The organism is Desulfothermus sp. (assembly GCF_053993635.1).
On the sequence record NZ_JBMYBT010000065.1, the window covers coordinates 1 to 25,420 of the forward strand.

Genomic DNA, 25,420 nt, shown 5'->3' on the forward strand with positions numbered 1-25,420 from the left:
TTTAGAGAAATAATCAAACAGGAAAATCTTTAATTTATTCATAGCGTTCTCATGAAGGTATCAGTAATTATTCCAACCTTTAATAGGGCCAATTTAGTAAAAAGGGCTATTTTATCTGTATTAAATCAGACATATAAAGATTTTGAACTGATCGTTGTAGATGATGGCTCTTTTGATAACACAAAAGATGTATTAAGATCAATCAATGATTTAAGGCTTAAGACAATTTTTTTAGATAAAAACATGGGGGTATCTGCAGCAAGAAATATTGGAATAAATGAAAGTACGGGAGAGGTTATAGCCTTACTGGATTCAGATGATGAGTGGTTAGAAAAAAAATTGGAGACCCATTTAGCTTTTCATATACAAGGACAATTTATTATCTCCCAGACAGAGGAGATCTGGATAAGAAAGGGAAAAAGGGTAAATCCCAAAAATATACACAGAAAAAAGGCGGGCTGGATCTTTGAACCATCCCTTAAGTTATGTTTGGTAAGCCCTTCCTGTGTTATGTTCAATAGAGAATTAATAAAAGAAATTGGTCTATTTGATGAAAGCCTTGCTGCATGTGAAGATTACGATATGTGGCTTAGGGTCTCTTTAAGATATCCAGTTGGCCTTTGCCCATACCCTTTGGTAGTACGATATGGGGGAAGAGTTGATCAATTATCATCTAAGATAATAGGTCTGGATTTATACAGAATATATTCCCTTATCAAAATTTTGAGAAATGAGACATTAGATGATGATCAGCTAAAGGCAACAAAAAATATGCTAAAAATAAAATCAAGAAGATATATAATGGGGTGTATGAAAAGGGGAAAAATCGAAGAAGCTCTGAGGGTAAAGGAACTTATAGAGGATTTTGTCCTTTGAAGATACAAATGTCCTTTTGCTTGGTATTAATTTTAATAATAGGAGTAAAAATATTTTGAGCATAGAGTTCAAGCAATAAAATGACATCCAACTGTCTTAGGATTTCTATTTGCAGCATTAGTTATAATAATAGCGCATTGACATCCATGAAAGAGATCAATTAAATTTTTACTAATTGGTGTGTTTCTGTAAAATTCGTATAGTCTTTTACTTAAGTTGTTTAAATCTTCCCTTGCCCTTTTTAATCTAGAAGTAGTCCTGACAATACCAACATAGTTCCACATTGTGTGTTTAATTGTTAACCAATCCTGAGCTATCAATGCAGGATCTTCGTTGTCATTTGTCCCAGGAATAGACCAGTCTGGAATAGCATCCATTAATTTTTTAGAGAGTCTGTTTTTCTTTTGAATTCTTTTTGAGATAGATATTGCTGCGCTGTGTCCCCATACAAGTCCTTCCAATAATGATGTGCTTGCAAGGCGATTTGCCCCATGAACACCTGTGCAACTGACTTCACCTACTGCATATAACCTGTCTAATGTTGTCTTGCCTTCAAGGTCAACTAATATACCTCCACAGAAAAAATGTGCAGCTGGAACAACAGGAATCGGTTCTTTTGTAATATCATATCCAGCTTCCAGACACCTTTTATAGATAGTGGGAAATCTTTTTGGAATGTCTTTTTTTACGAAGTCTGCTGCATCCAGATAAACAAAATCATCTCCTGTCTTTAACATCTCTTCAACAATAGCCCTGGTCACAATATCCCTTGGAGCCAGGTCACCTCTTGGATCGTATTCTTTCATAAATGGGGTACCATCAATCCTGACAAATCTCGCCCCTTCTCCTCTTAGTGCCTCAGATATTAAGAATTTTTGACCCCCTCTTTGATAAAGGGCAGTTGGATGAAATTGAACAAATTCACAATTCATTACCCTGGCGCCGCTTCTATAGGCCATGACCAAGCCTGATCCTATTGAAGTGGGGGAATTAGTTGTATGCAGATATACCTGACCAACCCCACCTGTAGCGAGTACAGTATAGTCTGCCATTACAGTTTCAACTATGTCATCTTGCTGGTTGTAGATATATGCACCTATACATTGATTAGTTAGATGATATTTAAACTCTAATTTTGATGGATGATGGTGGGATGTGATGAGGTCTATAGCAGTATGTTTTGTAAGTATATTTATGTTTGGATGTTCTTTTATCTTTTTTATAAACGCATCAATTATAGCCCTACCTGTATAATCTCCACAATACAAAATCCTATTTAATGAATGAGCGCCTTCTTTTGTTAATTTAAAATTTGAATTTTCATCTTTTTCAAATGGGACGTTTAATTCCTCGATAAGTATATCTTTAACTATATCAGGGCCTTTTGTGGTTAAATAATTTACTGATTTTTCATAGTTATATCTCCATCCAGCTGAGAGAATGTCCTGCTTTAGAAGTTCAGGTGAATCATTTATCCCTCTGTAAACAATACCTCCCTGTGCCAGAGGTGTGTTACCTGTATCTATATCGTCTCCTGAGGTCACTAAAGTAACGGACAATCCTTTATTGGCAAGGGTAATAGCAACACTACATCCAGCAATACCTGTTCCAATTATCAGGACATTTGTATAATATCTGTTGTTTTTTGTGGGCATATATTAATTACTCCTAACTTTAGAATTTTTTATAATATATTCATACTGAGGTCTATACAAGGAGCGTCTTTGGTGATTGCACCAACAGAAATATAATTAGCTCCAAGATGTGCGAACTTTTCTATATTGTCAAAATTAATGCCTCCGCTAATTTCAGTTTCAATATATGGAGGAATTAATTTAATACATTCTTGAAGTTGCGTGGGGTTCATATTATCAAGGAGTATTCTGTTTATTTTTAATTTAACAGCTTCCTTGACTTCATCTAAATTCCTACACTCAACAATTATAGGAGGACAAAGGTCTTTGTATTTGTTTTTAAGGGAAGTAACTGCCTTTGTTATTGAACCAGCTCTATCTATATGATTGTCTTTGACCATTAACATCTCAGATAGATCCATTCTATGATTTTTCCCCCCACCTACTAAAACTGCATATTTTTCCAGATATCTATGCCCAGGTAGGGTCTTTCTGGTATCTAATAGTTTTGTCTTAGAATTTTTTAATTTTTGTACAAATTTATTTGTATATGTAGATATTCCAAACAGATGTGATAAAAAATTTAATATCACCCTTTCCCCTTTTAATATATCTATTGCAGGTCCTGAAATCAGGGCAATTTTTTCTCCTTTTATTGCCTTATCTCCATCTTTTTTTAAGTATTTAACTTTATTTTTATCTGATAGACACAAAAGTATTATGTCAATTAAAGGTAAGGATGAACAAATTGTATGCTCTTTAGCAATAATATAAGCATCAGCTCTGTCACTCTCTTTAAAAATACCTTTAGATGTTAGATCTTCTCCATCTTCTATCAATGCAAGATGGACAATGTTTATAAGCAGATCCCATTTATCATATGTAAAAAAATTAAAAAATAGTTTAAAATTATCATTTAATGAAGATTTTAGGTGGTTAAAATCAGGGGAGGAGAACTCCCCTTTATTTTTTTTATTCAACTTCAATTTCCTCTCCAGGTTTTAAGGAAATTACCTTTGTATCTATACCCAATTCTTTTATGTTGTTTTCAAAGTTTTCAGTACCTTTTTCTAAAATTGGGAAAGAACCCCAGTGCATGGGTATTACATTTTTACACTTTAAGAGTCTGCATGCATAAGCTGCCTGTTTTGGATCCATTGTAAATATTCCGCCAATTGGCAGCATAGCCAGGTCAATATCATAGAGCTCCCCATAAATTTGCATTGAAGCAAATATAGATGTATCTCCTGCGTGGTATATTGTGTAGTTATCTGGGAACTGGATTATATAACCAACAGGAGTACCTGAAGCAGATGAGTGGTGTGCCTCAACCATGGTTATCTTGATTCCATTTTCTTCTACTGTGCCTCCAATATTAAAGCCAATTCCATTAATGATTTGACTCTCATTAACTCCCATTTCCTTTAATTTCATTGCAGTTTCTACAATTGCTCCTAATTTTGCACCAGTGTTTTGACAAATTTCAACAGCTTCTCCAACATGGTCAAAGTGGTCATGGGTAACAAGCACCAGTTGAATGTCTTTACATTCACTGGCTTTTGTTGAACAAGAGGGATTGTCGTTAAACCATGGATCAATTAAAATATTTCCCCACTCAGAGTTTACCTGAAAACAGGCGTGTCCGTGCCATATTACCTTTTTTTTCATTTTATTACCTCCTTTTGATTTTACCCTCCCACCTGGGAGTTATGTTGTTTTCAATCCCTAGGTTGTCCAATATCCTGGAGACTACATGATCTACTAATTCTAAAATTGATTTTGGGTTGTGGTAAAATCCAGGACATGCAGGGAAAATAGTAGCTCCGGCCCTGGCAGCTTTTAGCATATTTTCAATATGAATTGTATTGAGGGGCGTTTCCCGTATAACGAGTATTAATTTTCTACCCTCTTTAAGTGTTACATCTGCTGCACGGTGGATTAGATTATTGCCAAATCCATTGGCAATAGCGCCTAGTGTGGCCATGGAACATGGACATATAACCATTCCATGGTGCTTCCATGAGCCACTGGCAAAAGGCGCATCAATTTCATCTTGAGTATAGACAAAGACATTGTCTGTCTCAAAAAAATCCTCTCCCACGTTGGTTTCTAAAGACAAGACCTTTTTACCCGTAGAGGATATAATTACATGCGTACATATCTTAGAACTTCTCAAATATTCAAAAAGTCTAAGCCCATAAATAGAGCCACTTGCTCCTGTTATTGCCAATATTATTTTTTTCATAGTTGTTAAATTCCGTAATTTTTATTTAAGGTAATCAAATAGCACGAGGTTGACAAGGTGTTATTTGCTTGGTTAGATTTGAAAGAAACGGGCAATTAGCTCAGGTGGATAGAGCACCAGCCTCCGGAGCTGGAGGTCGCAGGTTCAAATCCTGCATTGCCCGTTTATGCTTTTAAAGTGTCACATTATTCCCACCCTTCTTCCGAGGCAGTTGTTGGTGGTTGTTGTGGGCCTCCAGCCATAAAGCCGTCAGATTTAAATTTCAGGCTTAAAATTGGTGTATGGCTTTTAAACACCTGATAAAATCCCATTTGGTATTCTGTTTGATGAAATGTGTTTTGAAAATGATATTGAACATCCTCTTATAAAACCATATAATCGATAGTTAATAACATGGTTGAACTTTTTAATTAGCACATTTTTTTAAGTTATTCACAATTAAAGCTGGAGGCAGCTTCTAGCAAACAACGTAGAAAAAGGTTTAAGGAGGAGGTTTTAGATGAGTGAAAGAGATATGGTGCTGTTTGAAAAGGATGGAGCAGTGGGGCATTTGATCCTTAACAGGCCTGAGAGAAGAAATGCACTTTCCCTTGAGGTTATGAAGCGGATGATAGAGATTTTGAGAGATGTATCTGTAGATCCTTCAACTAGGGTGCTTATTATAAGAGGAAATGGACCGGTATTTTGTGCAGGTCATGATTTGAGTGAGTTCGTTGGGGAGGAGAGCGCGGTACACAAGGTACGGGAAATCTTTCGCGTCTGTTCTGATATGATGATGCTCATACACAAATTGCCTCAGCCAGTAATTGCTCAGGTTCATGGAATTGCCACTGCTGCTGGATGTCAGCTTGTTGCTGCGTGTGATCTTGCTGTTAGTGAAAAAGGGGCTCGATTTGCCACTCCAGGTGTAAAAATCGGACTTTTTTGCGCTACTCCAATGGTTCCTCTGGTGAGGGCTATAGGGAGAAGGCGGGCTATGGAGATGCTTATGACAGGACATTTTGTAAATGCAGAAAAAGCGCTTGAATGGGGGCTTGTAAACAAAGTGGTGGAGTCTGAAAATTTGGCCTATGAAACCCTTAAACTTGCTAATGATATTGCTCAGTACAGCCTTAAAACAATTTCCCTGGGCAAAAAGGCCTTTTACGATCAGATAGATCTACCAGAATACTCTGCCTACGGATATGCTCAGGAGGTTATTGTTCTTAACAGTACTTTTGAAGATGCAAAAGAAGGCATAGAGGCATTTCTCCAAAAACGGACGCCCCAATGGAAGGATAAGTAGAAAAATCCTGCTATTTATTCTCTGTTCAACAGACATCATCTATAGCATCCATTTCTTGTTCTTTTAAATTTTAAGATTAGGGGGAAATGGGTGCTGAAATGAGGGTACAGAACATCCTGGACCAGGTTCTTAAATTAAAAACGTTTCCAGTTGGCGCCAGGATGAGAAGATAAGAGATCAATAAGACACCCCCCATCTTATCCTAAGTAGGTGACATGTTTCCTGAGACATACGGGTATCTTCTATTCTGGGCAATATCCTGGAAACACCGGAGGACTTAGAAGAAGGTATTAAACGACTTAAGGAAGAACTGAATAAGCTCTTAGCGAAAGGCGTAAGGGTTGTTTTGGAGTAAAGTAGTCAGTCTTAAATTTGACAGTCTTTTTAAAATAGGTTATCTTACGAGAGATTGAAAATTTAGGAGGCTTTGCCTCCAAAGGAGGAGATAATATGCGGCCAATTTCGTCTCCAGCCACTTTCAAAGACAGTTATATCGCCGAGGTTAAAGAAGAACTTGCTAAGGAAGGAATACAAATTTTCAGGGTGAGGAGATCTGTTACCGACAAAAGATCAAGGAAACTTAGGGCTCCAAAGCACATCAAACTTGTCCTTCGTGAGGCTATTCTGGCTCTCCTAAAAGAGAAAAAAACTCCTACTTATAAAGAAATCAAACAAAAAGCTCTTGAAATATATAAAGAAAAGAAACAACAAGAAGAATCTCTAATAGATAAATATTATGGTCTATGGAAAATTGAAGACGAAAAATTGATACATGAAACTGCTTTAAATGAAGAGATTTATTATGAGTCTTAATCTTAAACAATTTTATGGCCGAAAGATTCTGGTAGATAGTAATGCCTTTATCTATTTCCTCACCGGTCAAAGTCTTCTAGTCAAAGAAATTTTCCGCGCCTCCGTAAAAGGAAACCTCAAGCTTCTTATTACCGTAAGAATTCTTGATGAAGTCCTTTTTAAAATGTGCCTTTTATTGGCCAAGAACCGATATGGATTTACCAAAGATACATTAAAGAAGTTCAAAAGAAAGCCACACTTAATAATGGAATTAGCCGAAGATTGTCAAAAAATTATCAAAATGTGCGAAGATTTTAAGTTTTCAATATTAGACTTTACCTTCAAAGATTTACAGAAATTACCTAAAATAATGCACGATTACGGGCTAATAGGTAACGATGCTTTAATTGTAGGTCTAATGCAAAAGATGAATTTAAAATATCTTCTTTCGGCCGACAAAGATTTTGATGCCGTTCCATGGATTAAGAGGATAAACCCTTTGAAAGAAGAGGATGCCTGATGACTCCCAACCTCACCGATGCCATAAAAAATGACACTTACAGCCAGGGATTTGCTTACCCGGGAGGCAAGTGATCAACTGGAAGGCATTTATGGTTTTTTAAGGGATGGGACTCTAATTTTGTTCTAATAAAAGAACCAGATGAGGAAATTCGCAACAGTGTTGGACTATATTTTCGCCTGGTAAAGGAAAAAGACGGCGAGGCCAAGAGAATGGCCTTTGAGAAGGCACTTGAGGAATTAAGGGAAATTATGAAGAATAAATGAGGTGTCAAAATGAATATTCAATCAATAAGACTCAAAAATTTTATGCTATTTGAAGATCTTGCATTTCAGCCTGCAAGAATCAACCTTTTTATCGGAGCAAATGATACCGGAAAAACAATTATACTTAAACTAATTTACGCTGTAATGAGAGCCTATCAGGAATTTAAAGAAAAAGAAAAAAAGAATTTTGCAGATATTTTATCTAATAAAATCCTGTGGACCTTTATGCCTAATAGCTTGGGAAACCTTGTCAAAAAAGGAAATGAAAAGACTGAAGTGTTTTTTGACACAAGTTTGTTTAAGCTTCGGTTTTCTTTTACAAGAAAAGCAAAGGCTGAAATAAAAGATTTACAAATAGAGGAATATCAATTTTACACCTACAATACTCTCTTTATTCCACCTAAGGAAATAATTTCTATAATTGAAGCAATCCGTATTGGTAGAGAGGAAAAAGAAAAATACTGGTTTGATGATACATACTACACTCTTGTGCAAGCCATTTCTTCTTCTCCATCTCGTGGTAAATTAAACAAAATATCCGCAGAAATGCTAAAAGTCATCAAGGGAGTAATACATGGTGATATAAAAAAGAAAGGTGAATCTTTTTACCTAAAAAGGGACAGAAATTTATACGAAATTAACCTTGTCGCAGAAGGTTTAAGAAAAATAGGCATGATAGAATGGTTGATAAGAAATAGGAGCCTTGAAGCAAGCACTTTGTTAATTATGGATGAGCCTGAATCTGGATTAAATCCGGCTTCTATAGTAACACTTGCTGAAGTTATTTACAAGCTGTCTCAAAATGTGTTTAGAAGTGTGTTTGGAGGTCATGTGTTTGTTGCTACGCATAACTTCTTCTTTCTTAAAAAAACTCATATTCTCGCCAAAAAAGATGGCAATAAAGACGCAAAAATATTTGCTTTAGAAAACAAAGACGGCAAAATCATTAAAATAGAAGCCTTACTTAAAGAGCAAATTCCTACAAACAAAATTTTAGAAGTTGCTATGGATTTATACAATGAAGAAGTAAAAGCCGTAGTGGAGGATATACTGAAATGAGACTTGAAGAAAAAGGAGTAGCGTTGAATATCCCAGATAATTTGAAATGGGAAAAAATAGATGAAATGGGGTTTTACAGAAATATTAGCCACCTTGGGCTTAAGGCTGTTGATTTTGTTTTTTATGGACGGGAAAGGTTGGTTTTTCTTGAAATTAAAAATTTTAAGCCCAATTTAGAAGATATTAGAGATGAAAATCTGCGAAAAGAAAAAAGAAGGGAAATAATAAAAGGATTTAGCCCAGAAAAAATTAACATTCAACTGGCTAACAAATTGGTTTCTTCTATTTATATCATATTCGGCAAAAAGCTAAGAAAACCCAAGAAAATTATATTTTGTGCTCTTCTTATTTTGCCACAAGGCTTGGAATGCTACCTGCCTTTTATCAATACCAGTTTGGGTAACCTGAAGACAGAGGATGAAAATCTCTTGAAGGTTAGTGTGTTAGTTTTAAATAATGTTGAGCTGGTTGAAAGAAGAATAATAAATAGTTTACTTTCGCCTGATAAAGGAAAAAGACGGAGAGGTTAAATGGCAAGTTTTTTGAGATAGCTTAAGGAAGATATCAGTTAACTGAGTTTGTATTGGCTCACGCTGGGCTTGAAGCGGCGTTTTAAGTTGCAAAAATTTATATTTAGCCGTATAATATACAAAAATATATCCGTCTAGGAAAGGGATTATGAATACCAAATTGACCTTACGTTTAGATAAAGATTTAATCAAAAAGGCTAAAACATATGCGGCTAAAAGAGGAAAGTCGGTTTCTACTTTAGTAGCTAATTATTTTTCTTTGCTTCAGGTAGAGAGAGAAAAAAAAGAAGAATTACCTCCTAAGCTAGCTTCTTTGAAGGGGATATTGAAAGATAAGAAAGTTAATAAAGATGATTACAAGAAGTATCTTGAAACAAAATACTTATGAGAATTCTTTTTGACACCAATATAATTCTTGATGTTCTGCTTGAGCGAGAACCTTTTGTTAAGGATGCCCTTTATCTTCTGGCTAAGGTAGAACGTTCCGAAATAAACGGCTTTATTTGTGCGACTACCGTTAGTACCATCTACTATTTAGTAAATAAAGCCCTGGGACAAAAGGAAGCTACTCGCCATATTAGAACTTTGCTTTCCATATTTGAGATTGCGCCTGTAAACCGGGCTGTCATTGAAGAAGCACTAAATTTAAAATTTTCTGATTTTGAAGATGCAGTGTTGTATGTATCAGCCCTAACAGTAGGGGTAGATTGCATAGTTACCAGAAACTGCTCTGATTTTAAAAGAACTAAAATACCTGTTTATGCTCCAGATGAACTGGTAAAAGTGATAGAAAGTATTAAAACATAGAGAAAATGTCATGAACAAAAAACACAATTTCGTCCTAAATATTTACCTTTTACCGGTATGGGGATTTTGAGGCTAATGCTGAGAGTCAATGGGTGTACTGGATCACATTGGGATTGAGGCAGGGTGTTTTAAGAAACTGCTGAGGAATTTTTAGCTGGAGGAAAATTTATTGAAGGAGAATGATTATGGTAACTTTTTCAGATTTTTCATCAAAAAAGGAAAAAATTGTAGTTGTAGGCCTTGGATATGTTGGACTTCCGCTGGCTGTGCTTTTAAATAAAAAATTTTCAGTCATTGGTTTTGATATTAGCAATGTCAGGATCGAGGAATTAAAAAAAGGTTTTGATAGAACCAAAGAGGTTAGTTTTGACAAACTAAAAAATTGCACCATAGATTTTACGAGTAATCCAGAAAAGATTTTTGATGCAAAATTAATTATTGTCACTGTACCAACCCCAATTGACAGCCACAAGATGCCTGATCTGAGACCCATTGAACTTGCAACCTCTTTAGTGGGAAAACATATAAAAAAAGGATCAGTTGTAGTATATGAATCAACTGTATATCCTGGTGTAACAGAAGAGATATGTGTGCCTATAATTGAAAGAGAAAGTGGGCTTAAATGGAAAAGAGATTTTAATGTAGGGTATTCTCCTGAGAGGGTAAATCCTGGAGATAAAGAGCATACAATAGACAAGATCGTTAAAGTAGTTGCAGGGGACTGTGAAGATACACTTTGTCTTTTATCAAAGATATACGGAAGTGTTATTTCAGCAGGGGTGTTTGAGGCGTGCGATATAAAGACAGCCGAGGCCGCAAAAGTTATTGAAAATACCCAGAGGGACTTAAATCTGGCACTTATTAATGAACTTTCAATAATCTTTAACAAAATGGAACTGGATACACGTTCTGTTTTAGAGGCTGCTGCTACTAAGTGGAACTTCTTAAAATTTGAACCAGGTCTTGTGGGAGGACATTGTATAGGCGTGGATCCATATTATCTCACATTTAAGGCCCAGGAAATTGGCTATCATCCTGAGGTCATATTGGCAGGTAGGCGTATAAATGATTATATGGGGAAGTTTGTTGCTGAGAATACTGTAAAAAAATTAATAGCTGCAGGAAGAACAGTTAAAGATAGTAAGGTATTAATTTTAGGATTCACCTTTAAAGAAAATATCAGTGATATAAGAAATACCAGGGTAATTGATATCTATAATGAGCTCACTGAGTATGGTATTGATGTACATGTTTATGATCCCAATGTAATTTTTGACGAGGTTAAGGCAAAATATAATATAAAACTCATCACTGAGATAGACAAATTTGCTCCTTATGATGCCTTTGTTGTGGCAGTGAAACACGATATTTTTAAGAAAAATTTTAGCCTGGATGTGTTTTCAAGGTTGTCAAAAAATAAAAGTCCAGTTATTTTAATTGATGTAAAAGGAATGTATTCAAAAAAAGAAGCACTGAGGCGGGGATTTTTGTATTGGAGACTTTAAAGTAAGGTAGGGGAAATACGGGCATTAGGAGCAGAGAAAGAGAAGTTAGAGGGAATAAAGCTACGATAGATTGGGTGTCAGGATTTTTTTGATAGAGTTTAAAATGATGAGGATGGCATGTCATCGATTCTGGTTCATGATAAATTTATAGATCAGGTATTTTCTGACCCAAAGAACTTACGTGATTTCATGCAGGATCTTTGTACAGGTCATCTGTGATCAGTGTGGGTGATCTGTTGTCTGCGATCTGTTTCTCATACTGATCACTCACACTGAATACTGATCACCCATATATTAATTGATTTATCTTCGTATAAGGATCAAGATTTTTTAGAGAGGCTAGATAGGAATGCTAGGTTATATTCAGCCCTTTATATTAAAGAACATATTTGATGAAAGATGCCCAGGAGATGTTGTTGGAGGCATTAGAGGAGCGTTTTGGTATTATACCTCGTTCTATTGCCAAAAAGATAAAGGAAATTGATAGCAGAGAAGTAGTGAAAGGCTTGTTTAAAGTAGCTATGCGAGTGAATTCATTGGAAGAATTTGAAGATAAGTTAAAATTAGCTTTGAAATAAGATATGTTTAATTTTAAGCATGGAACAGAGAAGATGAACTAGGTGTGAGCAATTTCTGTTCACTGTTCACAAATCACTGTTCACATAAAAAAGGGAGGGAAAGATATGGGTATCAGGACCAGGGTTTTAATTGTTTTGCTTAGCATGTTTTTTATTTCAGTGATACTTGCTGTAACTACTTTAGTAGTGGTTTATAAACAAAAAAGCGATGGGGTGGTGATAAATTTAGCTGGTAGACAAAGGATGCTTAGTCAAAAAATGAGTAAGGAAGTCTTGGAACTTTTATATGTAAAAAATAAAGGTGAGCAGGGAAATAAAGAAAAAGAAGGATTGTTAAAAAGTATTAAGGTCTTTGATGTGACTTTAAATGCCCTTATTGCTTCTGGATATGCACCTCTTACCTTGGATCCAAATGGCCCTCAACAATTGTTGCCTCCTGCCCATGGACAGGCCCTAATTCAATTGAAAAAGGTGAAAAAACTTTGGACGCCAATGAAGCAACATATTCTGAAAGTTGTAAAAGATTTAGATAAATCCTCAATTGAATATGTGTTAGATAACAATATAAAGTTATTAAAAGAAATGAATAAGGGCGTATTTTTATTACAAAAACAAGCTGATAAAAAGGTAATGCTTTTAAAGATAATTAGTATTTTAAGTATCATTATAGGAGTTTTTATAATTTTACTTGTTGGGAGTTGGATAAAAAAATCTGTGGTAGATCCCATTGTGTCTCTGGCAATGTTTGCCCAGGAAGTTGGAAAGGAATATTCAGAACAAGATAATTCACTGGATAATTCTACTGCAACAAAACAAAGTAATGAATTGGAATTATTAGATGCTGCTATGCACAATATGGTAGAAAAATTAAGGGAAGAGATAAAAAAAGCTCAAGAAGCATCAGAGCAAAGTGAAATAATGGCAAAGGAAGCAGAGCAGGCCAAAATAGAGGCTGAAGAGGCGTTAAAAGTAGCTCAGGAAAATGAGAAAAAATTGAGAGCATTAGGAGAAAAGATATATGAGGTGTCAGATAGGATAGCATCTTCTTCTGAAGAACTCTCTACTGAAGCAGATCAAGTAGTTGAAGGAGCAAATATTCAAAAACAACGAGTGGTAGAGACAGCTACAGCAATGGAAGAGATGAATGCTACAGTACTGGAAGTGGCGAAAAATGCCGCTGCAGCTGCAGAAAGCGCTGATAATGCAAAAGATCGGGCCGAAAAAGGTGCTGAAATTGTAGATCAAGCTGTTACAGCTATTAATGAGATAAATGTTCTTGCAGAAAAATTAAAAGATAATATGGAAGTATTGAAACAAAAGGCAGACGGAATTTCTCAAGTAATGACTGTTATTTCGGATATTGCAGACCAGACTAATTTACTTGCATTAAATGCTGCAATAGAGGCAGCCAGGGCCGGAGATGCTGGAAAAGGGTTTGCTGTGGTGGCTGATGAGGTTAGAAAATTAGCAGAAAAAACAATGAACGCCACAAAAGAGGTAGGAGATGCCATAAATGAAATCCAGGAAGAAGTAAATAAAGACTTTCAGGTGATGGAAGATGCAGCAGCATCCGTGGCAAAAGGCACAGAACTCTCTCAACAATCTAAACTAGCACTGCAAGAGATAGTAGAGCTAGTAGTGTCAATTTCTGACCAGATAAGAGCGATAGCAACTGCATCTGAAGAACAATCAGCTGCAAGTGATGAAATTACAAGGGCTATAAATGAAATAAATGAGATATCTGACGCCACGGTTGGGAATATAGAAGAAACAAGAAGGGCTATTCAGGATTTTGTTGTAATGGCTGGAGAATTAAAACAACTGGTAGATAAACTTATGTCTGACTAAGGTTGCCCTTTACTTCTTTTGGAGTTTTTTAGATGGGATCCTGCAAAAAAGCAGGATCCTTAATTTTTTTTATCTAAAATCTCCTAGATCAGCCCTTTTTGTTGCAGCCTTTTCATCCTTCTGAGAAGTCTTTTTTGAGCCATTTGGGCCTTTCTCTTTCTCCTTTCACTGGGTTTTTCATAAAAAGACCTCTTTTTTAACTCAGAATAAATCCCTTCTTGTTCGGTCTTTGCCTTGAATTTTTTCAAGGCTACCTCAAAATTGTCAAATTCATTTAAAAAAATTTCTGCCATGATCCTATCCCTCCTTGTTTTTCTGGTTTAATTGTTTTTTTAGAAATATCCTGAGAATGGATAGGGCCGCTGGAGTCATACCTGATATCCTGGATGCTTGAGACAAATTTGTTGGCTGGAATTTTGTGAGTTTTTCCTTAATTTCATTTGATAGACCTGGAATTTCATAATAGTTTATCCCTTCAGGGATTTTTATGTATTCAAGTTCTCTAAATTTTCTTATCTCAGATTCCTGCCTCTTTAAATATCCCTCATATTTGCACTCTATTTCTACCTCCTCAATTACCCGTGGATGAAGCTTTTTAGGAGGAGGGGATATTTTTTTAATTATAGAGTAGTCTACCTCTGGCCTTTTTAATATTTTGTCTAAAGGCGTAGGGGTGGCTATTGGAGATGTTCCAATGGATTTTAAGGTCTCATTTATTTCAGGTATAGGATATACCCTCTGCGTCTTTAATCTCTTTATCTCATCCTGGATCTGTTTTTTTCTCTCTAAAAGGTCTTTATAAGTATCTTTAGAATGCAATCCCAGTTTATATCCAAATTCCAGCAACCTTAAATCTGCGTTGTCTTCTCTTAAAATAAGCCTGTATTCTGCTCTGGAAGTCAGCATTCTATATGGTTCACTTACCCCTTTTAGCACTAGATCATCTACAAGCACTCCTATATATGCCTGGGACCTGTCTAAGACAAATGGTGGTCTTTTCTGCACATAAAGGGCTGCATTGATCCCTGCTAACAGGCCTTGGGCAGCTGCCTCTTCATATCCTGATGTGCCATTTATCTGACCAGCTAAAAATAGACCCTTAATCAGCCTGGTCTCTAAAGTATGTCTTAGTTGGGTTGGTTGAACAAAGTCATATTCTATTGCGTAAGCACACCGCATTATTTCAGCTTCTTCAAGACCTGGAATAGATCTTATTAATTTTTCTTGAATTTCATAAGGAAGGGAATTGCCTGTGCCACTTGCATAGATCTCTTCTGTATCTATACCTTCTGGTTCTAAGATTATATTATGGGCTTCTTTGTGGGGAAATTTCATTATCTTGTCTTCTAAAGAAGGGCAATATCTTGCAGACACCCCTTTTATTGAACCATTATATAAAGGAGACAGATGAATATTATCTTTAATTATTTGGTGACACTTTTTTGATGTCTTGCCAAAATAACAGGGAACAGGATTAATATCTATTTTTTCAGTAAACAGAGAAAAAGGATAGGGATTTTCATCTCCCATTTGTTTTTCAAAACAGGAAAAATCTATTGATCTCCTATGGATCCTTGCAGGAGTCCCTGTCTTCATCCTGCCAAGCTCAAAACCAAGTTCTTTTAATTGTTCTGCAAGTTTAATAGATGGAAATTCTCCGGCCCTACCAGCTGGGATTTTTGTGGGGCCAATGTGTATTAGGCCGTGTAAAAATGTTCCTGTTGCAAGGACCACCGCCTTTGCAAGGTAGGTTACACCAATTTCATCTACAATTCCGCATACTTTGCCATCTTCTATTAAAAGGGATTCAACTCGTGCCTGTTTTAATTCTAGATTCTCTGTCTTTTCCACCACATGTTTCATATATGTGCGGTATCTTATCTTGTCATTTTGGGTCCTAGTGCCCCTGACTGCAGGACCTTTTCTTGTGTTTAGTCTTTTAAATTGAAGGGCGGTTCTATCTGCAATCTTTGCCATTTCTCCGCCAAGTGCATCTATCTCCCGCACCAAGTGTCCTTTGGCAATTCCACCAATAGAAGGTGAGCAGGGCATATGAGCAACTGTGTCAAGATATATTGAGATGAGCAGAGTAGAGCACCCCATCCTGGCTGAAGCCAGCGCTGCTTCACAACCAGCATGTCCAGCACCAACAACTATTACATCGTAATTTGAACTCATATTAGTTGACCCTTTGAACTTTTGTGTCTATTTTTAACCCCTAGCAGATATGATGGGCTTAAAAAAGACTATAATGATTCAAAGAGAACTTGTCCAGATTTTGAAAATTACAAGGATTTTTTAAAAAAATAGGGAACATATAAATTGGCAGAAAAAAAAATTTACGACTTTAATACATATTTGCGAAGTATTTTTGGATGCAGGGTGCAAAAGATCACTATAGATGCAAATTTGACATGCCCCAACAGGGATGGGACAAAGGGTTATGGAGGATGTATTTATTGTAACAAAAGGGGATCTGGAACAGGACTTGGGAAAAAATTGTCTGTGTCTGAGCAAATTGAACAGGCTAAGAGTTATTTGAAAAAAAGATACAAGGCAAAAAAATTTTTGGCCTATTTCCAATCCTACTCAAATACCTATGGACCTATTGAAAAGTTAAAGAAATTGTATATGGAAGCCCTATCTATAGATGATGTTGTTGGAATTTGTATTGGAACCAGGCCTGATTGTGTGGAAGATGAAGTGTTAGATTATCTTAAAGAAATCAGTAAAAACTATCTGGTGTGGCTGGAATATGGTCTTCAATCTGCGCACAATAAGACCCTGGAGATAATAAATAGAGGCCATAGTGTAGAGGACTTTCTGGATGCAGTTAATCGAACTAGAAAGCGAGGGCTCAATATATGTGTCCATGTTATTTTGGGTTTGCCCTATGAGACAAGGGATGAGATGCTAGAAACTGCAAAATTTTTGTCTAAACTGGATATACAGGGTATAAAGATTCACTTACTTTATATTATAAAGGACACTCCCCTGGAAAAATTGTATATCCAGGGGAAGTATAGGCCCCTTACAAGGGAAGAATATGTAGAAATTGTATCACATTTTATTTCTTATTTGCCAGATTCACTTGTTATTCAAAGAATTACAGGAGATCCACATAAAAATGAATTAGTAGCACCAATGTGGGCACTGGAAAAACAAAAAAATGTTAATGCTATATTTGATTTTATGGAAAAAAATGGATTGTATCAGGGTAAATTTTTTAAAAGTAAAGGATAGTGTTATGAAAAAAATATGTTATTTTTTTTGTTTTTTTGTATTTATTTCTCATGTTTGCTATGCAAAGATAAATTGCATAGTAAGCATACTACCTGTTAAATTTTTTGTTGATAAAATTGGAAGACAATATGTTAATGCACATGTATTAATCCCCCCTGGAACAAATCCAACAACATATGATCCAAAACCAAAAGATATTATATTTATAAAAAAGTCTGAAGTCTATTTTAAGATAGGTGTTCCTTTTGAGAAAATATGGACCAAAAAAATTAAAAATATGAATCCCAATTTAAAGATTATAGAACTATATAAAGATGTAAAAAGAATACCAATGTCTAATAGATATAAAGATACTGAATTTAATAGAACATACACGTCAAAAGATTTTTTAGATCCACATATATGGCTGTCTCCAACATATGTTAGATTTATTTTACTTGAAATTAGAGATTTTTTTATTCAAATGGATAGGAAGAATAAAAATTATTATCTCCAGAATTATTTTGACTTAATAAAACAAATAGATAAGCTAGAGACTGACTTAATAGCTTTATTTGTTAAGGTAAAGACAAGATATTTTTTGGTGTTTCATCCTTCATGGGGATATTTTGCAAGGGATTTTGGCCTAATACAGGTACCAATTGAATTAGAGGGAAAAGAGCCTTCTTTTAGGGAGATATCATCTTTGATTTCTTTTGCAAGGAATAAACGAATAAAAGTGGTATTTGTACAGCCTCAATTTTCAAAGAAAATTGCAGAGATTATAGCATCAAAAATAAATGGCAGGATAGAAGAGATAGATCCACTTGCCTATAATTGGATAGATAATTTAAGGAATGTGGGGATAAAGATATCTGAAAGTTTAATCAAAGGGACAAAATAGATGGATCAAGATGTAATAGTAGAACTTAAAAACGTATATTATACCTATGGTGGTGATTGGGCATTAGAAGACATAAATCTTTCAATATACCACGGAGATTTTATAGCTATTTTTGGTCCAAATGGTGGAGGAAAGACCACTCTATTAAAATTGATACTTGGACTACTTAAGCCAACTAAGGGAAAAATTTTATATAATTTTAAAAAAAAGGGCAGACCAATTGGGTATCTTCCCCAGACCCAATTTAAGGGGGATTTCCCAATAAAGGTAATTGATCTGGTTTTAATGGGGTTGATTACAAAAAAAAGCTGGGGTTTTTGGTTTTCTAAAAGAGAAAAACAAAAAGCTGAAGAGGTGCTGGATCTGGTTGATATGTTGAAATACAAAAATTATCCAATTAAGGAACTATCTGGTGGACAATTGCAAAGGGTTTATCTTGCAAGGGCGCTTGTCTCAGATCCAGAACTTTTAATATTAGATGAACCTACTTCAAATATAGATCCTAAGGCCAAGTTTTGCCTCTATGATTTTTTAGGAAAATTAAATCCAGATATAACCCTTGTTATGGTAAGCCATGATCTGAGCCTCAGCGTTACAAAGATAAATAAAATTGCATGTGTTAATAAAAGGTTGATTCTCTCTCCATCTGTTGGTTTTAACCAGGAGATGCTCTCTTTAATCATTGGGGAACATTTAAATCATTCTTGTCCTGTGGCTCCTTATTATATGGATGGAGAGTTGCCTGTGCTAACAAAAAAGGAGTAGGTATGTCCCCAGCTACAATAGAACTACTAAAAAATGCTATGATTATTTCTGTCTTAACAAGTATTGTGTGTGGAATTGTTGGGACACTGGTCTATTCTAACAGGCTTACCTTTATGGCTGGTGGAATAGCCCATGCTGCATATGGAGGCATAGGACTTGGAATTTTTTTAAATAAAAATATCCTGGCAACTCTATTGATATTTACATTGTGTATGTCCTTGATAATGGCCCTTCTCACAAATAAACAAAGAGAAAAATCAGACAGTGTTATTGGTCTTCTATGGGCAGGTGGTATGGCTTTAGGGATAATATTGTTGGACTTAACCCCTGGATATCATGGCGATATAATGAGTTATCTATTTGGAAGCATATTAATTGTATCCAATGAAAACATTTTATTTATGCTTATCCTCACAATTTTGACGATCCTTATTGTATTATTAAATTATCACAAATTTGAGGCTATATCATTTGATCATGAATTTGCAGCAGCTAGAGGAATAAATGTATATTTACTTTATTTACTGATGATTATGCTTATTGCAATAGCAGTTGTTATGCTCATACAACTTGTTGGTATTATTTTGGTTATCGCACTTTTGTCTATACCACCATATTTATCTTCGTATTCAGCAAAGACCATGAAATCAATGATACTAATATCCTTTTTATGGAGTTTGATCTCCTGTATTTTAGGTATGACAGTATCTTTTAGTTTAAACTTATCATCTGGTGCATCAATTATTGCAGTATCAGTTTTCTTGGGATTTATGTATCTGGTTTTTAAAAAGATATTTATGAAAATCGCTGAAAAATAAAATAACATAAATATTGCAATAGATTTTTATAGAGACCTGAAATTATTGATTAAGGAGGATATGGAAGGACATGGATTCTAAAAGATTTGTAAGATATTCTTTTCTCATATTTTGTTTATTATGGATAATAATTTTAATTGCAGATATTATTTTTATTATGCATGGTAAAAGCATTTGCCCAACTAATGCATGTAAAGTTGCAGAAACATACGTAATTGGTGGGAAAAATATATTTCAAATAGCTGGAATTATATTTTTAACTTCATTGTTTATATTATTTTTTCTTTATGTTAAAAAAAATCTAGCTATATTTGAAAATCTTTTGTATTTGTCGATTTTATCTGCCTTGTCCTTTGATGGAGTATTAATAGGTTATTTATATAAAATGCATACTTTTTGTATTTTATGTATTGCATTTGCTTTTTCTCTTATTTTAATACTTACATTATTTTCTATCTATGTAAATAAAAAGAATTTTATATTATTGGGACTGGGTATTTGGATATCCAGTTTTATTGCTCTAAATCTTTTAAAATTCGATGTAACTACAATCAAACCTCCTACTATAAATTCCAGTGTAATGATCCACGTAAAAGCAAAAAATAAACCAGATTATCGTGCTGACTTATTTGTTAGTTTACATTGTATTCACTGTTTTGATGTATTGTATAACTTAGCCAAGCAAAAGACCTTTGATAATATAGAATGGAGGATACACTTTTTAGGAGGGACAAAGGAAGATATAATGAGGATATCCCACATATTAAAGGATCCCAATCTAAATAAAGATCCATTTGGAACCATAATAAAATTCATCTTAGCAAAGAAAATAAAAGAGATAGAGCCATTAGAAGGGGTCAAAAGAAAGCTTAATGAGTCAAGAAAATATTTTGTTTACAAAGGATTTGCAGGAATTCCTGTGCTCATTGTAAGAAGTGGTTGGTATGAAATCAAAGTTCTGGGTGATAAAAATATTGGAAGGTTTTTACTGGAAAAAGGAATAGTTGATAAATGGTATTTGATACGAGCAAAGTAGGGCACTGGATTGATAGTCTCATGTTAAATGGGTCCTCTCCATAAAGAGGGTCTTTCTCTGTCAGGCAATATCTCAAGCTCATCTACCACCGCTTTCTTGCACACCTGAATCTTCACTGGGGTCAGACTTTCTTTTGCCTTTGAATAACTTATAATTACCTTTGCAGCAGATAATATCAATTCATTTGGCCATGAGGAGTTTTCAGATCTACCAATCCCTATAGGACCTGGTATATTGGAGAGCTTAAATACAAAGTCTGATTCTTTGGCGAGCTTGAGCAACTCTAGATTTTCTCTGTGATTTCTTCCCACAATGAGCCAATATTTATCTGACCAAAATTGCCTGCCGTATTTTGCAAACAGAAAATCTTCTGATGTGAGATTTAGCTTGTTATCTATAATCGGCTTAAATCGTCTGGCCATTTCTGGATCTGTTAATAGACAACCACCAGCTGGTGTTGGAATTTTCTTTATGTTGAATTTCTTTGCCAATTCAAGTTGTTTTTTTCTGGATCTGCCCTGAAGATCAAGCAATTTAGATCTATCAACAATACCTTGTTCTTCTACCTTAGTTGGTGGAAGATTTTTGGCACAAAGGGGTCTTAAGAGGATGTCCTTTGTATTGGATTCACGAATAATTGTATTCATAGAATCCTTTCTCTGGGACATTGGCCTTTGTCCAACTACTTCACCTGTGATAATGAATTTTGCTTTAAATAAGGGCATAAGTTGTTTTGCTCTTTTTAACATATATATTTTGCAATCTATACAAGGATTTAGGCCTTTTCCATAGCCATATCTGGGATTTTTTATTATCTCAAAGTACTCCTCACCAATGTAAATTGGCAGGATATCTATGTTGTATTCTTGTTCCCAACAAGAAGTTTTTTCAACATTTCCAAAAAATGGAGAAAAAAAATGAATACCAATCACATCAAGCCCTTGGTTCTGGATTAATTTTGCAGCTAAAATTGAATCAAGACCCCCTGAAAACAGGGACAGGGCCATGTAGTTGGATTTAAGTCTTTTTTCAGGGTAAATTATGTGATTCATGTTTTTCGTATCTATAATTTTGCCCTAAAAAAGGCAAGGTCTAACTCAAAATCTGGATTTGTCAAAATTGTGGCAGCTCCACTTAAAATGTTGCCCTATTAAACTCCTTTTGTTATAGACAAAGGCTATGTTTTATGTTCTAGGTTCTATGTTCCAGGTTCTACGTTGAACATTGAACTCAGAACGTTGAAAAATGAAAAAAATCAAATTTTATGGAGTTCAACCCATGGCAAAAAATACAGATCCCTCTGTTATGAGGAAGGAAGCTTTAAAAACTGCCCTGTCTACCATAGAAAAGAAATATGGGCAGGGTTCAGTTATGTATCTCTCAGATGAGGCCCATCAGAAGGTACCTGTAATACCTACAGGGTCAATAGGCCTTGATCTGGCTTTAGGTATTGGTGGAATCCCAAGGGGTAGGGTGATTGAAATATATGGGCCTGAGTCTTCAGGTAAGACCACCTTGGCCCTGCAAATTTTAGCAGAGGCACAAAAAAAAGGCGGTATGGGTGCGTTTATAGATGCAGAACATGCCCTGGATGTTAATTATGCCAAGAGAATAGGGGTAAATACTGAGGATTTGCTCATTTCACAGCCTGATTATGGTGAACAGGCCCTGGAGATATGTGACTTGTTGGTCAGGTCTGGTGCCCTGGATGTAATTGTAATAGATTCAGTTGCAGCCTTAATTCCCCAGGCCGAGTTGGAAGGAAATATGGGTGAGTCACAGGTAGGGAGCCAGGCCAGGCTCATGTCCCATGCAATGAGAAAATTGACAGGCTCAATCCATAGGTCTAAAACAGCAGTTATTTTTATAAATCAAATAAGGATGAAGATTGGCATGGGCGGTTTTGGATATGGCTCTCCAGAGACCACAACTGGCGGTAATGCGCTAAAATTTTATTCTTCTGTGAGGATGGACATTAGAAAGATCCAGACCTTAAAGGATAAAGACGAGGTCTATGGAAATAGGGTAAGGGTAAAGGTGGTGAAAAACAAGCTCGCACCACCTTTTAGAGAGGCTGTATTTGATATCTTGTACGGTCTTGGAATTTCAAAGGAAGGAGAGCTAATAGACCTTGGTGTAGAACACGGAATCATTGAAAAAAGTGGTTCATGGTATGCCTTTGGCAATGAGAGACTTGGGCAGGGAAAAGAAAATGTAAGGGCATATCTTCAGGAAAACAAAGATATAAGACAAAAAATAGAAGATGCCTTAAAATCAGCCCTTGGACTGGTTGATGCAGATGAACAAAAAAAGGTAGAAGAAAAACCCAAGGATGAGGGTTAATCAAAGATGGGTTAATTGGAAACAGAAAATTTTTTGCATTTCTGTTTAAAAACATAAGGAGTAGGGGAATTGATTACGTCAAAGGAAATACGCAAGAGTTTTTTGGATTTTTTTAAAAAAAATGGACATACAGTGGTGCCATCATCGTCTCTGGTTCCTTTAGATGATCCAACGCTTTTGTTTACAAATGCAGGTATGGTGCAATTTAAAAAGGTCTTTTTAGGGCAGGAAAAAAGGCCATACAAAAGGGCCACAACAGCACAGAAATGTTTAAGAGTAGGCGGAAAACACAATGACTTAGAAAATGTTGGCAGGACCAGGCGACATCACACCTTCTTTGAGATGCTGGGAAACTTTTCCTTTGGAGATTATTTTAAAGAACAAGCAATCTGGTTTGCCTGGACCTTTCTAACTAAAGAGCTAGGGCTGCCTAAGGAAAGGCTGTATGTTACAGTATATAAAGATGACGATGAAGCAGCAAACCTATGGAAAAAAATAGCAAATATTCCAGATTCAAGGATATATAGACTGGGAGAAAAGGACAATTTCTGGGCAATGGGAGATACTGGTCCATGTGGCCCTTGTTCTGAAATATTGGTTGATCAAGGAGAAGAGATGGCCTGTGGCCCTAATTGTGAGATAGGGGTTTGTGATTGTGACAGGTATCTTGAAGTGTGGAATTTGGTATTTATGCAGTATAACAGGGATGAGTCTGGAAATCTTACGCCCTTGCCAAAACCCAGCATAGATACAGGTATGGGACTTGAGCGTATAAGCGCAATATGTCAGGGTGTACATTCAAATTTTGATACAGATTTGTTCAAAGGACTCATAGAATTTACATGTTCCCTGGCAAATGTCTCCTATGGTGAGAATGAAGATATTGATACAGCCCTAAGGGTTATTGCAGACCACACAAGGGCAATTTCATTTATGGTGGCAGATGGGATTTTGCCTTCAAATGAAGGCAGGGGATATATTTTAAGGAGGCTTATTAGGCGTGCTTTTAGATTTGGAAGATTTTTAAAACTAAATGATCCATTCCTGGCCAAAGTAGCTGAAAAATTGACCAGCGAGATGGGAGATATATATCCAGAAATAAAAGAACATTTAGATTTCACTAAAAAAGTAGTTACTTCTGAAGAAGAGAATTTTAGTAAGACCTTAGATAGAGGACTTGGCATACTTCAAGAAGAACTCAATAAATTAAAGGCCAAAGGAATCTCAAAAGTCCCTGGCTCTGTTGTGTTTAAACTATACGACACCTATGGCTTTCCAATTGACATTGTAAGGGACATAGGAGGAAAACAGGGTTTTTTTGTGGATGAAGAGGGATTTGAAAATTATATGAGGGAGCAAAGGGAAAGGTCTAAGGCAAGCTGGGCAGGTGCTTCACAAAAAGACTTTGGCTCTCTTTTTGATGCAGTAATAGCTAAAGGAATTTCATGTAATTTCACAGGCTATGAAAAATTAAAAGATGTTGGCCAGGTGGTATCTATTTTGTCTTTAGATGGAGAAGAGAAAAGGAGTTTAAATCAAGGTGAAGATGGCTTTGTAATATTTGATAAAACTCCATTTTATGGGGAATCTGGTGGACAGGTTGGTGATAAGGGAAAAATTTTAGGTGATGGATTTGACGCAGAAGTTGTAGATACGTTAAAGCCTACTCAGGAAATAATTGTACATAAGGTTTTAGTTAAAAAGGGAAAGATTTCTATATCAGATTCTGCAGAACTCATAGTAGATAGTGAACTTAGAAAAGCAACAGCTAGAAATCACACATGTACCCACCTTTTGCACGCTGCTTTGAGGTCAGTTTTAGGAGAGCATGTAAAGCAGTCTGGATCATATGTTGCGCCAGATAGACTGCGCTTTGATTTTTCTCATATTAAGGCATTAACTAGAGATGAGATTTCAAAGATAGAAGAGCTGGTAAATAAATGGATTATGGATAATAGAGACGTAGTTGTTAATATCATGCCCTATGATGAAGCAAAGAAAATAGGAGCCATTGGTCTTTTTGAAGAAAAGTACGGGGCAAATGTAAGGGTAGTGGAAATTGAAGGAGTTTCCAAAGAGCTTTGCGGAGGTACCCATCTAAACGCAACTGGAGAGGCCGGGAGTTTTTACATTGTACATGAAACATCTGTTGCGGCAGGTATTAGGAGGATAGAAGCAGTAGTTGGAACAAATGCAGTTTCATATGTAAGGAATTTAAGGGATGTGTTGGGCTTTCTTTCAGAACATCTAAAGGCCCCTTACGATAAATTAAAGGACAAGGTAATTGGTCTCCAAGAGGAGGTAAAAAAACTTACAAAACAAAAGGAAGAATTGGCGAAAAAGACTCTATTTTCTGGAAGTGGTGATATCTTAGATGAAGTAGAGCA

The 25,420-nt window shown here is 35.7% G+C and carries 25 protein-coding genes and 1 tRNA gene; 19 read left to right on the forward strand and 7 right to left on the reverse strand.

Annotated elements, in window-relative coordinates; translation table 11 throughout:
• Positions 1 to 51: 51 nt before the first annotated feature.
• Entirely contained in the window at positions 52 to 876 is an 825-nt protein-coding gene (locus ACY2V1_RS04740; RefSeq protein ID WP_461833651.1) for a glycosyltransferase family 2 protein, read from the forward strand.
• Between the two features lie 68 nt (positions 877 to 944).
• Here the strand turns inward: ACY2V1_RS04740 and nadB are convergent, their stop codons facing one another.
• Genes nadB through ACY2V1_RS04760 form a run of 4 tightly spaced genes read right to left on the reverse strand, consistent with a single transcriptional unit; the run spans position 945 to position 4,755 of the window.
• On the reverse strand, positions 945 to 2,531 hold the full coding sequence (nadB, locus tag ACY2V1_RS04745; protein WP_461833652.1) for an L-aspartate oxidase: 1,587 nt from the start codon (positions 2,529 to 2,531) through the stop codon (positions 945 to 947).
• A 29-nt stretch (positions 2,532 to 2,560) separates the two neighbouring features.
• Complete coding sequence (nadC, locus tag ACY2V1_RS04750) at positions 2,561 to 3,496, reverse strand: carboxylating nicotinate-nucleotide diphosphorylase (RefSeq protein ID WP_461833653.1); 936 nt, start codon at positions 3,494 to 3,496, stop codon at positions 2,561 to 2,563.
• Positions 3,483 to 4,178, reverse strand: a complete 696-nt coding sequence (locus ACY2V1_RS04755; protein ID WP_461833654.1) for a metal-dependent hydrolase — start codon at positions 4,176 to 4,178, stop codon at positions 3,483 to 3,485. The genes nadC and ACY2V1_RS04755 overlap by 14 nt, the downstream gene beginning before the upstream one ends.
• A gap of 4 nt (positions 4,179 to 4,182) precedes the next feature.
• On the reverse strand, positions 4,183 to 4,755 hold the full coding sequence (locus ACY2V1_RS04760; protein ID WP_461833655.1) for a UbiX family flavin prenyltransferase: 573 nt from the start codon (positions 4,753 to 4,755) through the stop codon (positions 4,183 to 4,185).
• 89 nt (positions 4,756 to 4,844) lie between these two features.
• Between ACY2V1_RS04760 and ACY2V1_RS04765 the strand changes: the two genes are divergently transcribed.
• The 11 genes from ACY2V1_RS04765 to ACY2V1_RS04815 all read left to right on the forward strand — a co-directional run bounded on the left by ACY2V1_RS04765 (position 4,845) and on the right by ACY2V1_RS04815 (position 13,945).
• Positions 4,845 to 4,918 (forward strand) — tRNA-Arg (locus ACY2V1_RS04765).
• Between the two features lie 336 nt (positions 4,919 to 5,254).
• Positions 5,255 to 6,040, forward strand: a complete 786-nt coding sequence (locus tag ACY2V1_RS04770) for an enoyl-CoA hydratase (protein ID WP_461833656.1) — start codon at positions 5,255 to 5,257, stop codon at positions 6,038 to 6,040.
• A gap of 450 nt (positions 6,041 to 6,490) precedes the next feature.
• The gene (locus ACY2V1_RS04775) at positions 6,491 to 6,853 is read left to right on the forward strand and encodes a hypothetical protein (RefSeq protein WP_461833657.1); all 363 of its coding nucleotides are present in this window, start codon (positions 6,491 to 6,493) and stop codon (positions 6,851 to 6,853) included.
• Positions 6,843 to 7,352, forward strand: coding sequence for a type II toxin-antitoxin system VapC family toxin (locus tag ACY2V1_RS04780; protein WP_459875815.1), 510 nt, complete (start codon positions 6,843 to 6,845; stop codon positions 7,350 to 7,352). The genes ACY2V1_RS04775 and ACY2V1_RS04780 overlap by 11 nt, the downstream gene beginning before the upstream one ends.
• Before the next feature lie 275 nt (positions 7,353 to 7,627).
• On the forward strand, positions 7,628 to 8,677 hold the full coding sequence (locus ACY2V1_RS04785) for an AAA family ATPase (protein WP_461833658.1): 1,050 nt from the start codon (positions 7,628 to 7,630) through the stop codon (positions 8,675 to 8,677).
• Positions 8,674 to 9,207 carry a hypothetical protein gene (locus tag ACY2V1_RS04790; RefSeq protein ID WP_461833659.1) on the forward strand — a complete coding sequence of 178 codons (534 nt, stop codon included), beginning with the start codon at positions 8,674 to 8,676 and terminating at the stop codon, positions 9,205 to 9,207. The genes ACY2V1_RS04785 and ACY2V1_RS04790 overlap by 4 nt, the downstream gene beginning before the upstream one ends.
• A 148-nt stretch (positions 9,208 to 9,355) precedes the next feature.
• On the forward strand, positions 9,356 to 9,595 hold the full coding sequence (locus ACY2V1_RS04795; RefSeq protein WP_461833660.1) for a DUF6364 family protein: 240 nt from the start codon (positions 9,356 to 9,358) through the stop codon (positions 9,593 to 9,595).
• Positions 9,592 to 10,014: a type II toxin-antitoxin system VapC family toxin gene (locus ACY2V1_RS04800; protein WP_461833661.1), complete on the forward strand. Its 423-nt coding sequence runs from the start codon at positions 9,592 to 9,594 to the stop codon at positions 10,012 to 10,014. Before ACY2V1_RS04795 ends, ACY2V1_RS04800 begins: the two co-directional genes overlap by 4 nt.
• A gap of 185 nt (positions 10,015 to 10,199) precedes the next feature.
• Entirely contained in the window at positions 10,200 to 11,519 is a 1,320-nt protein-coding gene (locus ACY2V1_RS04805; protein WP_461833662.1) for a nucleotide sugar dehydrogenase, read from the forward strand.
• 392 nt (positions 11,520 to 11,911) lie between these two features.
• Complete coding sequence (locus ACY2V1_RS04810) at positions 11,912 to 12,097, forward strand: hypothetical protein (protein ID WP_461833663.1); 186 nt, start codon at positions 11,912 to 11,914, stop codon at positions 12,095 to 12,097.
• A gap of 105 nt (positions 12,098 to 12,202) precedes the next feature.
• On the forward strand, positions 12,203 to 13,945 hold the full coding sequence (locus tag ACY2V1_RS04815) for a methyl-accepting chemotaxis protein (protein WP_461833664.1): 1,743 nt from the start codon (positions 12,203 to 12,205) through the stop codon (positions 13,943 to 13,945).
• A gap of 83 nt (positions 13,946 to 14,028) precedes the next feature.
• Here the strand turns inward: ACY2V1_RS04815 and rpsU are convergent, their stop codons facing one another.
• Both rpsU and mnmG read right to left on the reverse strand, forming a co-directional pair.
• Positions 14,029 to 14,238 (reverse strand): 30S ribosomal protein S21, encoded by a 210-nt coding sequence (rpsU, locus tag ACY2V1_RS04820; protein WP_461833665.1) that lies wholly within the window; start codon positions 14,236 to 14,238, stop codon positions 14,029 to 14,031.
• Between the two features lie 4 nt (positions 14,239 to 14,242).
• Positions 14,243 to 16,123 carry a tRNA uridine-5-carboxymethylaminomethyl(34) synthesis enzyme MnmG gene (gene mnmG / locus ACY2V1_RS04825; protein WP_461833666.1) on the reverse strand — a complete coding sequence of 627 codons (1,881 nt, stop codon included), beginning with the start codon at positions 16,121 to 16,123 and terminating at the stop codon, positions 14,243 to 14,245.
• Positions 16,124 to 16,267: 144 nt separating this feature from the next.
• Between mnmG and mnmL the strand changes: the two genes are divergently transcribed.
• The 5 genes from mnmL to ACY2V1_RS04850 all read left to right on the forward strand — a co-directional run bounded on the left by mnmL (position 16,268) and on the right by ACY2V1_RS04850 (position 20,690).
• The gene (mnmL, locus tag ACY2V1_RS04830) at positions 16,268 to 17,188 is read left to right on the forward strand and encodes a tRNA modification radical SAM protein MnmL/YtqA (protein WP_461833667.1); all 921 of its coding nucleotides are present in this window, start codon (positions 16,268 to 16,270) and stop codon (positions 17,186 to 17,188) included.
• 4 nt (positions 17,189 to 17,192) lie between these two features.
• The gene (locus ACY2V1_RS04835) at positions 17,193 to 18,071 is read left to right on the forward strand and encodes a metal ABC transporter solute-binding protein, Zn/Mn family (protein ID WP_461833668.1); all 879 of its coding nucleotides are present in this window, start codon (positions 17,193 to 17,195) and stop codon (positions 18,069 to 18,071) included.
• Positions 18,072 to 18,836 carry a metal ABC transporter ATP-binding protein gene (locus ACY2V1_RS04840; protein ID WP_461833669.1) on the forward strand — a complete coding sequence of 255 codons (765 nt, stop codon included), beginning with the start codon at positions 18,072 to 18,074 and terminating at the stop codon, positions 18,834 to 18,836. It abuts the gene before it with no gap.
• 2 nt (positions 18,837 to 18,838) lie between these two features.
• Complete coding sequence (locus tag ACY2V1_RS04845) at positions 18,839 to 19,654, forward strand: metal ABC transporter permease (RefSeq protein ID WP_461833670.1); 816 nt, start codon at positions 18,839 to 18,841, stop codon at positions 19,652 to 19,654.
• A gap of 70 nt (positions 19,655 to 19,724) precedes the next feature.
• Positions 19,725 to 20,690 (forward strand): hypothetical protein, encoded by a 966-nt coding sequence (locus tag ACY2V1_RS04850; protein ID WP_461833671.1) that lies wholly within the window; start codon positions 19,725 to 19,727, stop codon positions 20,688 to 20,690.
• Between the two features lie 23 nt (positions 20,691 to 20,713).
• Here ACY2V1_RS04850 and ACY2V1_RS04855 read toward each other — a convergent pair whose 3' ends face one another.
• Positions 20,714 to 21,742 (reverse strand): tRNA(5-methylaminomethyl-2-thiouridylate) methyltransferase, encoded by a 1,029-nt coding sequence (locus ACY2V1_RS04855; RefSeq protein ID WP_461833672.1) that lies wholly within the window; start codon positions 21,740 to 21,742, stop codon positions 20,714 to 20,716.
• Between the two features lie 226 nt (positions 21,743 to 21,968).
• Here ACY2V1_RS04855 and recA point away from each other — a divergent pair, with 226 nt between their 5' ends.
• On the forward strand, positions 21,969 to 23,033 hold the full coding sequence (recA, locus tag ACY2V1_RS04860) for a recombinase RecA (protein WP_461833673.1): 1,065 nt from the start codon (positions 21,969 to 21,971) through the stop codon (positions 23,031 to 23,033).
• A 69-nt stretch (positions 23,034 to 23,102) separates the two neighbouring features.
• The coding region (alaS, locus tag ACY2V1_RS04865) for an alanine--tRNA ligase (protein ID WP_461833674.1) at positions 23,103 to 25,420 on the forward strand (2,318 nt) is incomplete at its 3' end.

Excerpts from the sequence above, each read along its gene's own strand:
- ACY2V1_RS04800 (WP_461833661.1), top strand. The coding sequence starts at position 9,592 with ATGAGAATTCTTTTTGACACCAATATAATTCTTGATGTTCTGCTTGAG.
- ACY2V1_RS04815 (WP_461833664.1), top strand. The coding sequence starts at position 12,203 with ATGGGTATCAGGACCAGGGTTTTAATTGTTTTGCTTAGCATGTTTTTT.
- ACY2V1_RS04740 (WP_461833651.1), top strand. The coding sequence starts at position 52 with ATGAAGGTATCAGTAATTATTCCAACCTTTAATAGGGCCAATTTAGTA.
- nadB (WP_461833652.1), bottom strand. The coding sequence starts at position 2,531 with ATGCCCACAAAAAACAACAGATATTATACAAATGTCCTGATAATTGGA.
- ACY2V1_RS04795 (WP_461833660.1), top strand. The coding sequence starts at position 9,356 with ATGAATACCAAATTGACCTTACGTTTAGATAAAGATTTAATCAAAAAG.
- ACY2V1_RS04755 (WP_461833654.1), bottom strand. The coding sequence starts at position 4,178 with ATGAAAAAAAAGGTAATATGGCACGGACACGCCTGTTTTCAGGTAAAC.
- ACY2V1_RS04790 (WP_461833659.1), top strand. The coding sequence starts at position 8,674 with ATGAGACTTGAAGAAAAAGGAGTAGCGTTGAATATCCCAGATAATTTG.
- ACY2V1_RS04845 (WP_461833670.1), top strand. The coding sequence starts at position 18,839 with ATGTCCCCAGCTACAATAGAACTACTAAAAAATGCTATGATTATTTCT.
- recA (WP_461833673.1), top strand. The coding sequence starts at position 21,969 with ATGGCAAAAAATACAGATCCCTCTGTTATGAGGAAGGAAGCTTTAAAA.
- ACY2V1_RS04855 (WP_461833672.1), bottom strand. The coding sequence starts at position 21,742 with ATGAATCACATAATTTACCCTGAAAAAAGACTTAAATCCAACTACATG.
- ACY2V1_RS04835 (WP_461833668.1), top strand. The coding sequence starts at position 17,193 with ATGAAAAAAATATGTTATTTTTTTTGTTTTTTTGTATTTATTTCTCAT.
- ACY2V1_RS04785 (WP_461833658.1), top strand. The coding sequence starts at position 7,628 with ATGAATATTCAATCAATAAGACTCAAAAATTTTATGCTATTTGAAGAT.
- ACY2V1_RS04760 (WP_461833655.1), bottom strand. The coding sequence starts at position 4,755 with ATGAAAAAAATAATATTGGCAATAACAGGAGCAAGTGGCTCTATTTAT.
- mnmG (WP_461833666.1), bottom strand. The coding sequence starts at position 16,123 with ATGAGTTCAAATTACGATGTAATAGTTGTTGGTGCTGGACATGCTGGT.
- ACY2V1_RS04810 (WP_461833663.1), top strand. The coding sequence starts at position 11,912 with ATGAAAGATGCCCAGGAGATGTTGTTGGAGGCATTAGAGGAGCGTTTT.
- ACY2V1_RS04840 (WP_461833669.1), top strand. The coding sequence starts at position 18,072 with ATGGATCAAGATGTAATAGTAGAACTTAAAAACGTATATTATACCTAT.
- ACY2V1_RS04780 (WP_459875815.1), top strand. The coding sequence starts at position 6,843 with ATGAGTCTTAATCTTAAACAATTTTATGGCCGAAAGATTCTGGTAGAT.
- ACY2V1_RS04770 (WP_461833656.1), top strand. The coding sequence starts at position 5,255 with ATGAGTGAAAGAGATATGGTGCTGTTTGAAAAGGATGGAGCAGTGGGG.
- ACY2V1_RS04775 (WP_461833657.1), top strand. The coding sequence starts at position 6,491 with ATGCGGCCAATTTCGTCTCCAGCCACTTTCAAAGACAGTTATATCGCC.
- ACY2V1_RS04805 (WP_461833662.1), top strand. The coding sequence starts at position 10,200 with ATGGTAACTTTTTCAGATTTTTCATCAAAAAAGGAAAAAATTGTAGTT.
- rpsU (WP_461833665.1), bottom strand. The coding sequence starts at position 14,238 with ATGGCAGAAATTTTTTTAAATGAATTTGACAATTTTGAGGTAGCCTTG.
- ACY2V1_RS04850 (WP_461833671.1), top strand. The coding sequence starts at position 19,725 with ATGGATTCTAAAAGATTTGTAAGATATTCTTTTCTCATATTTTGTTTA.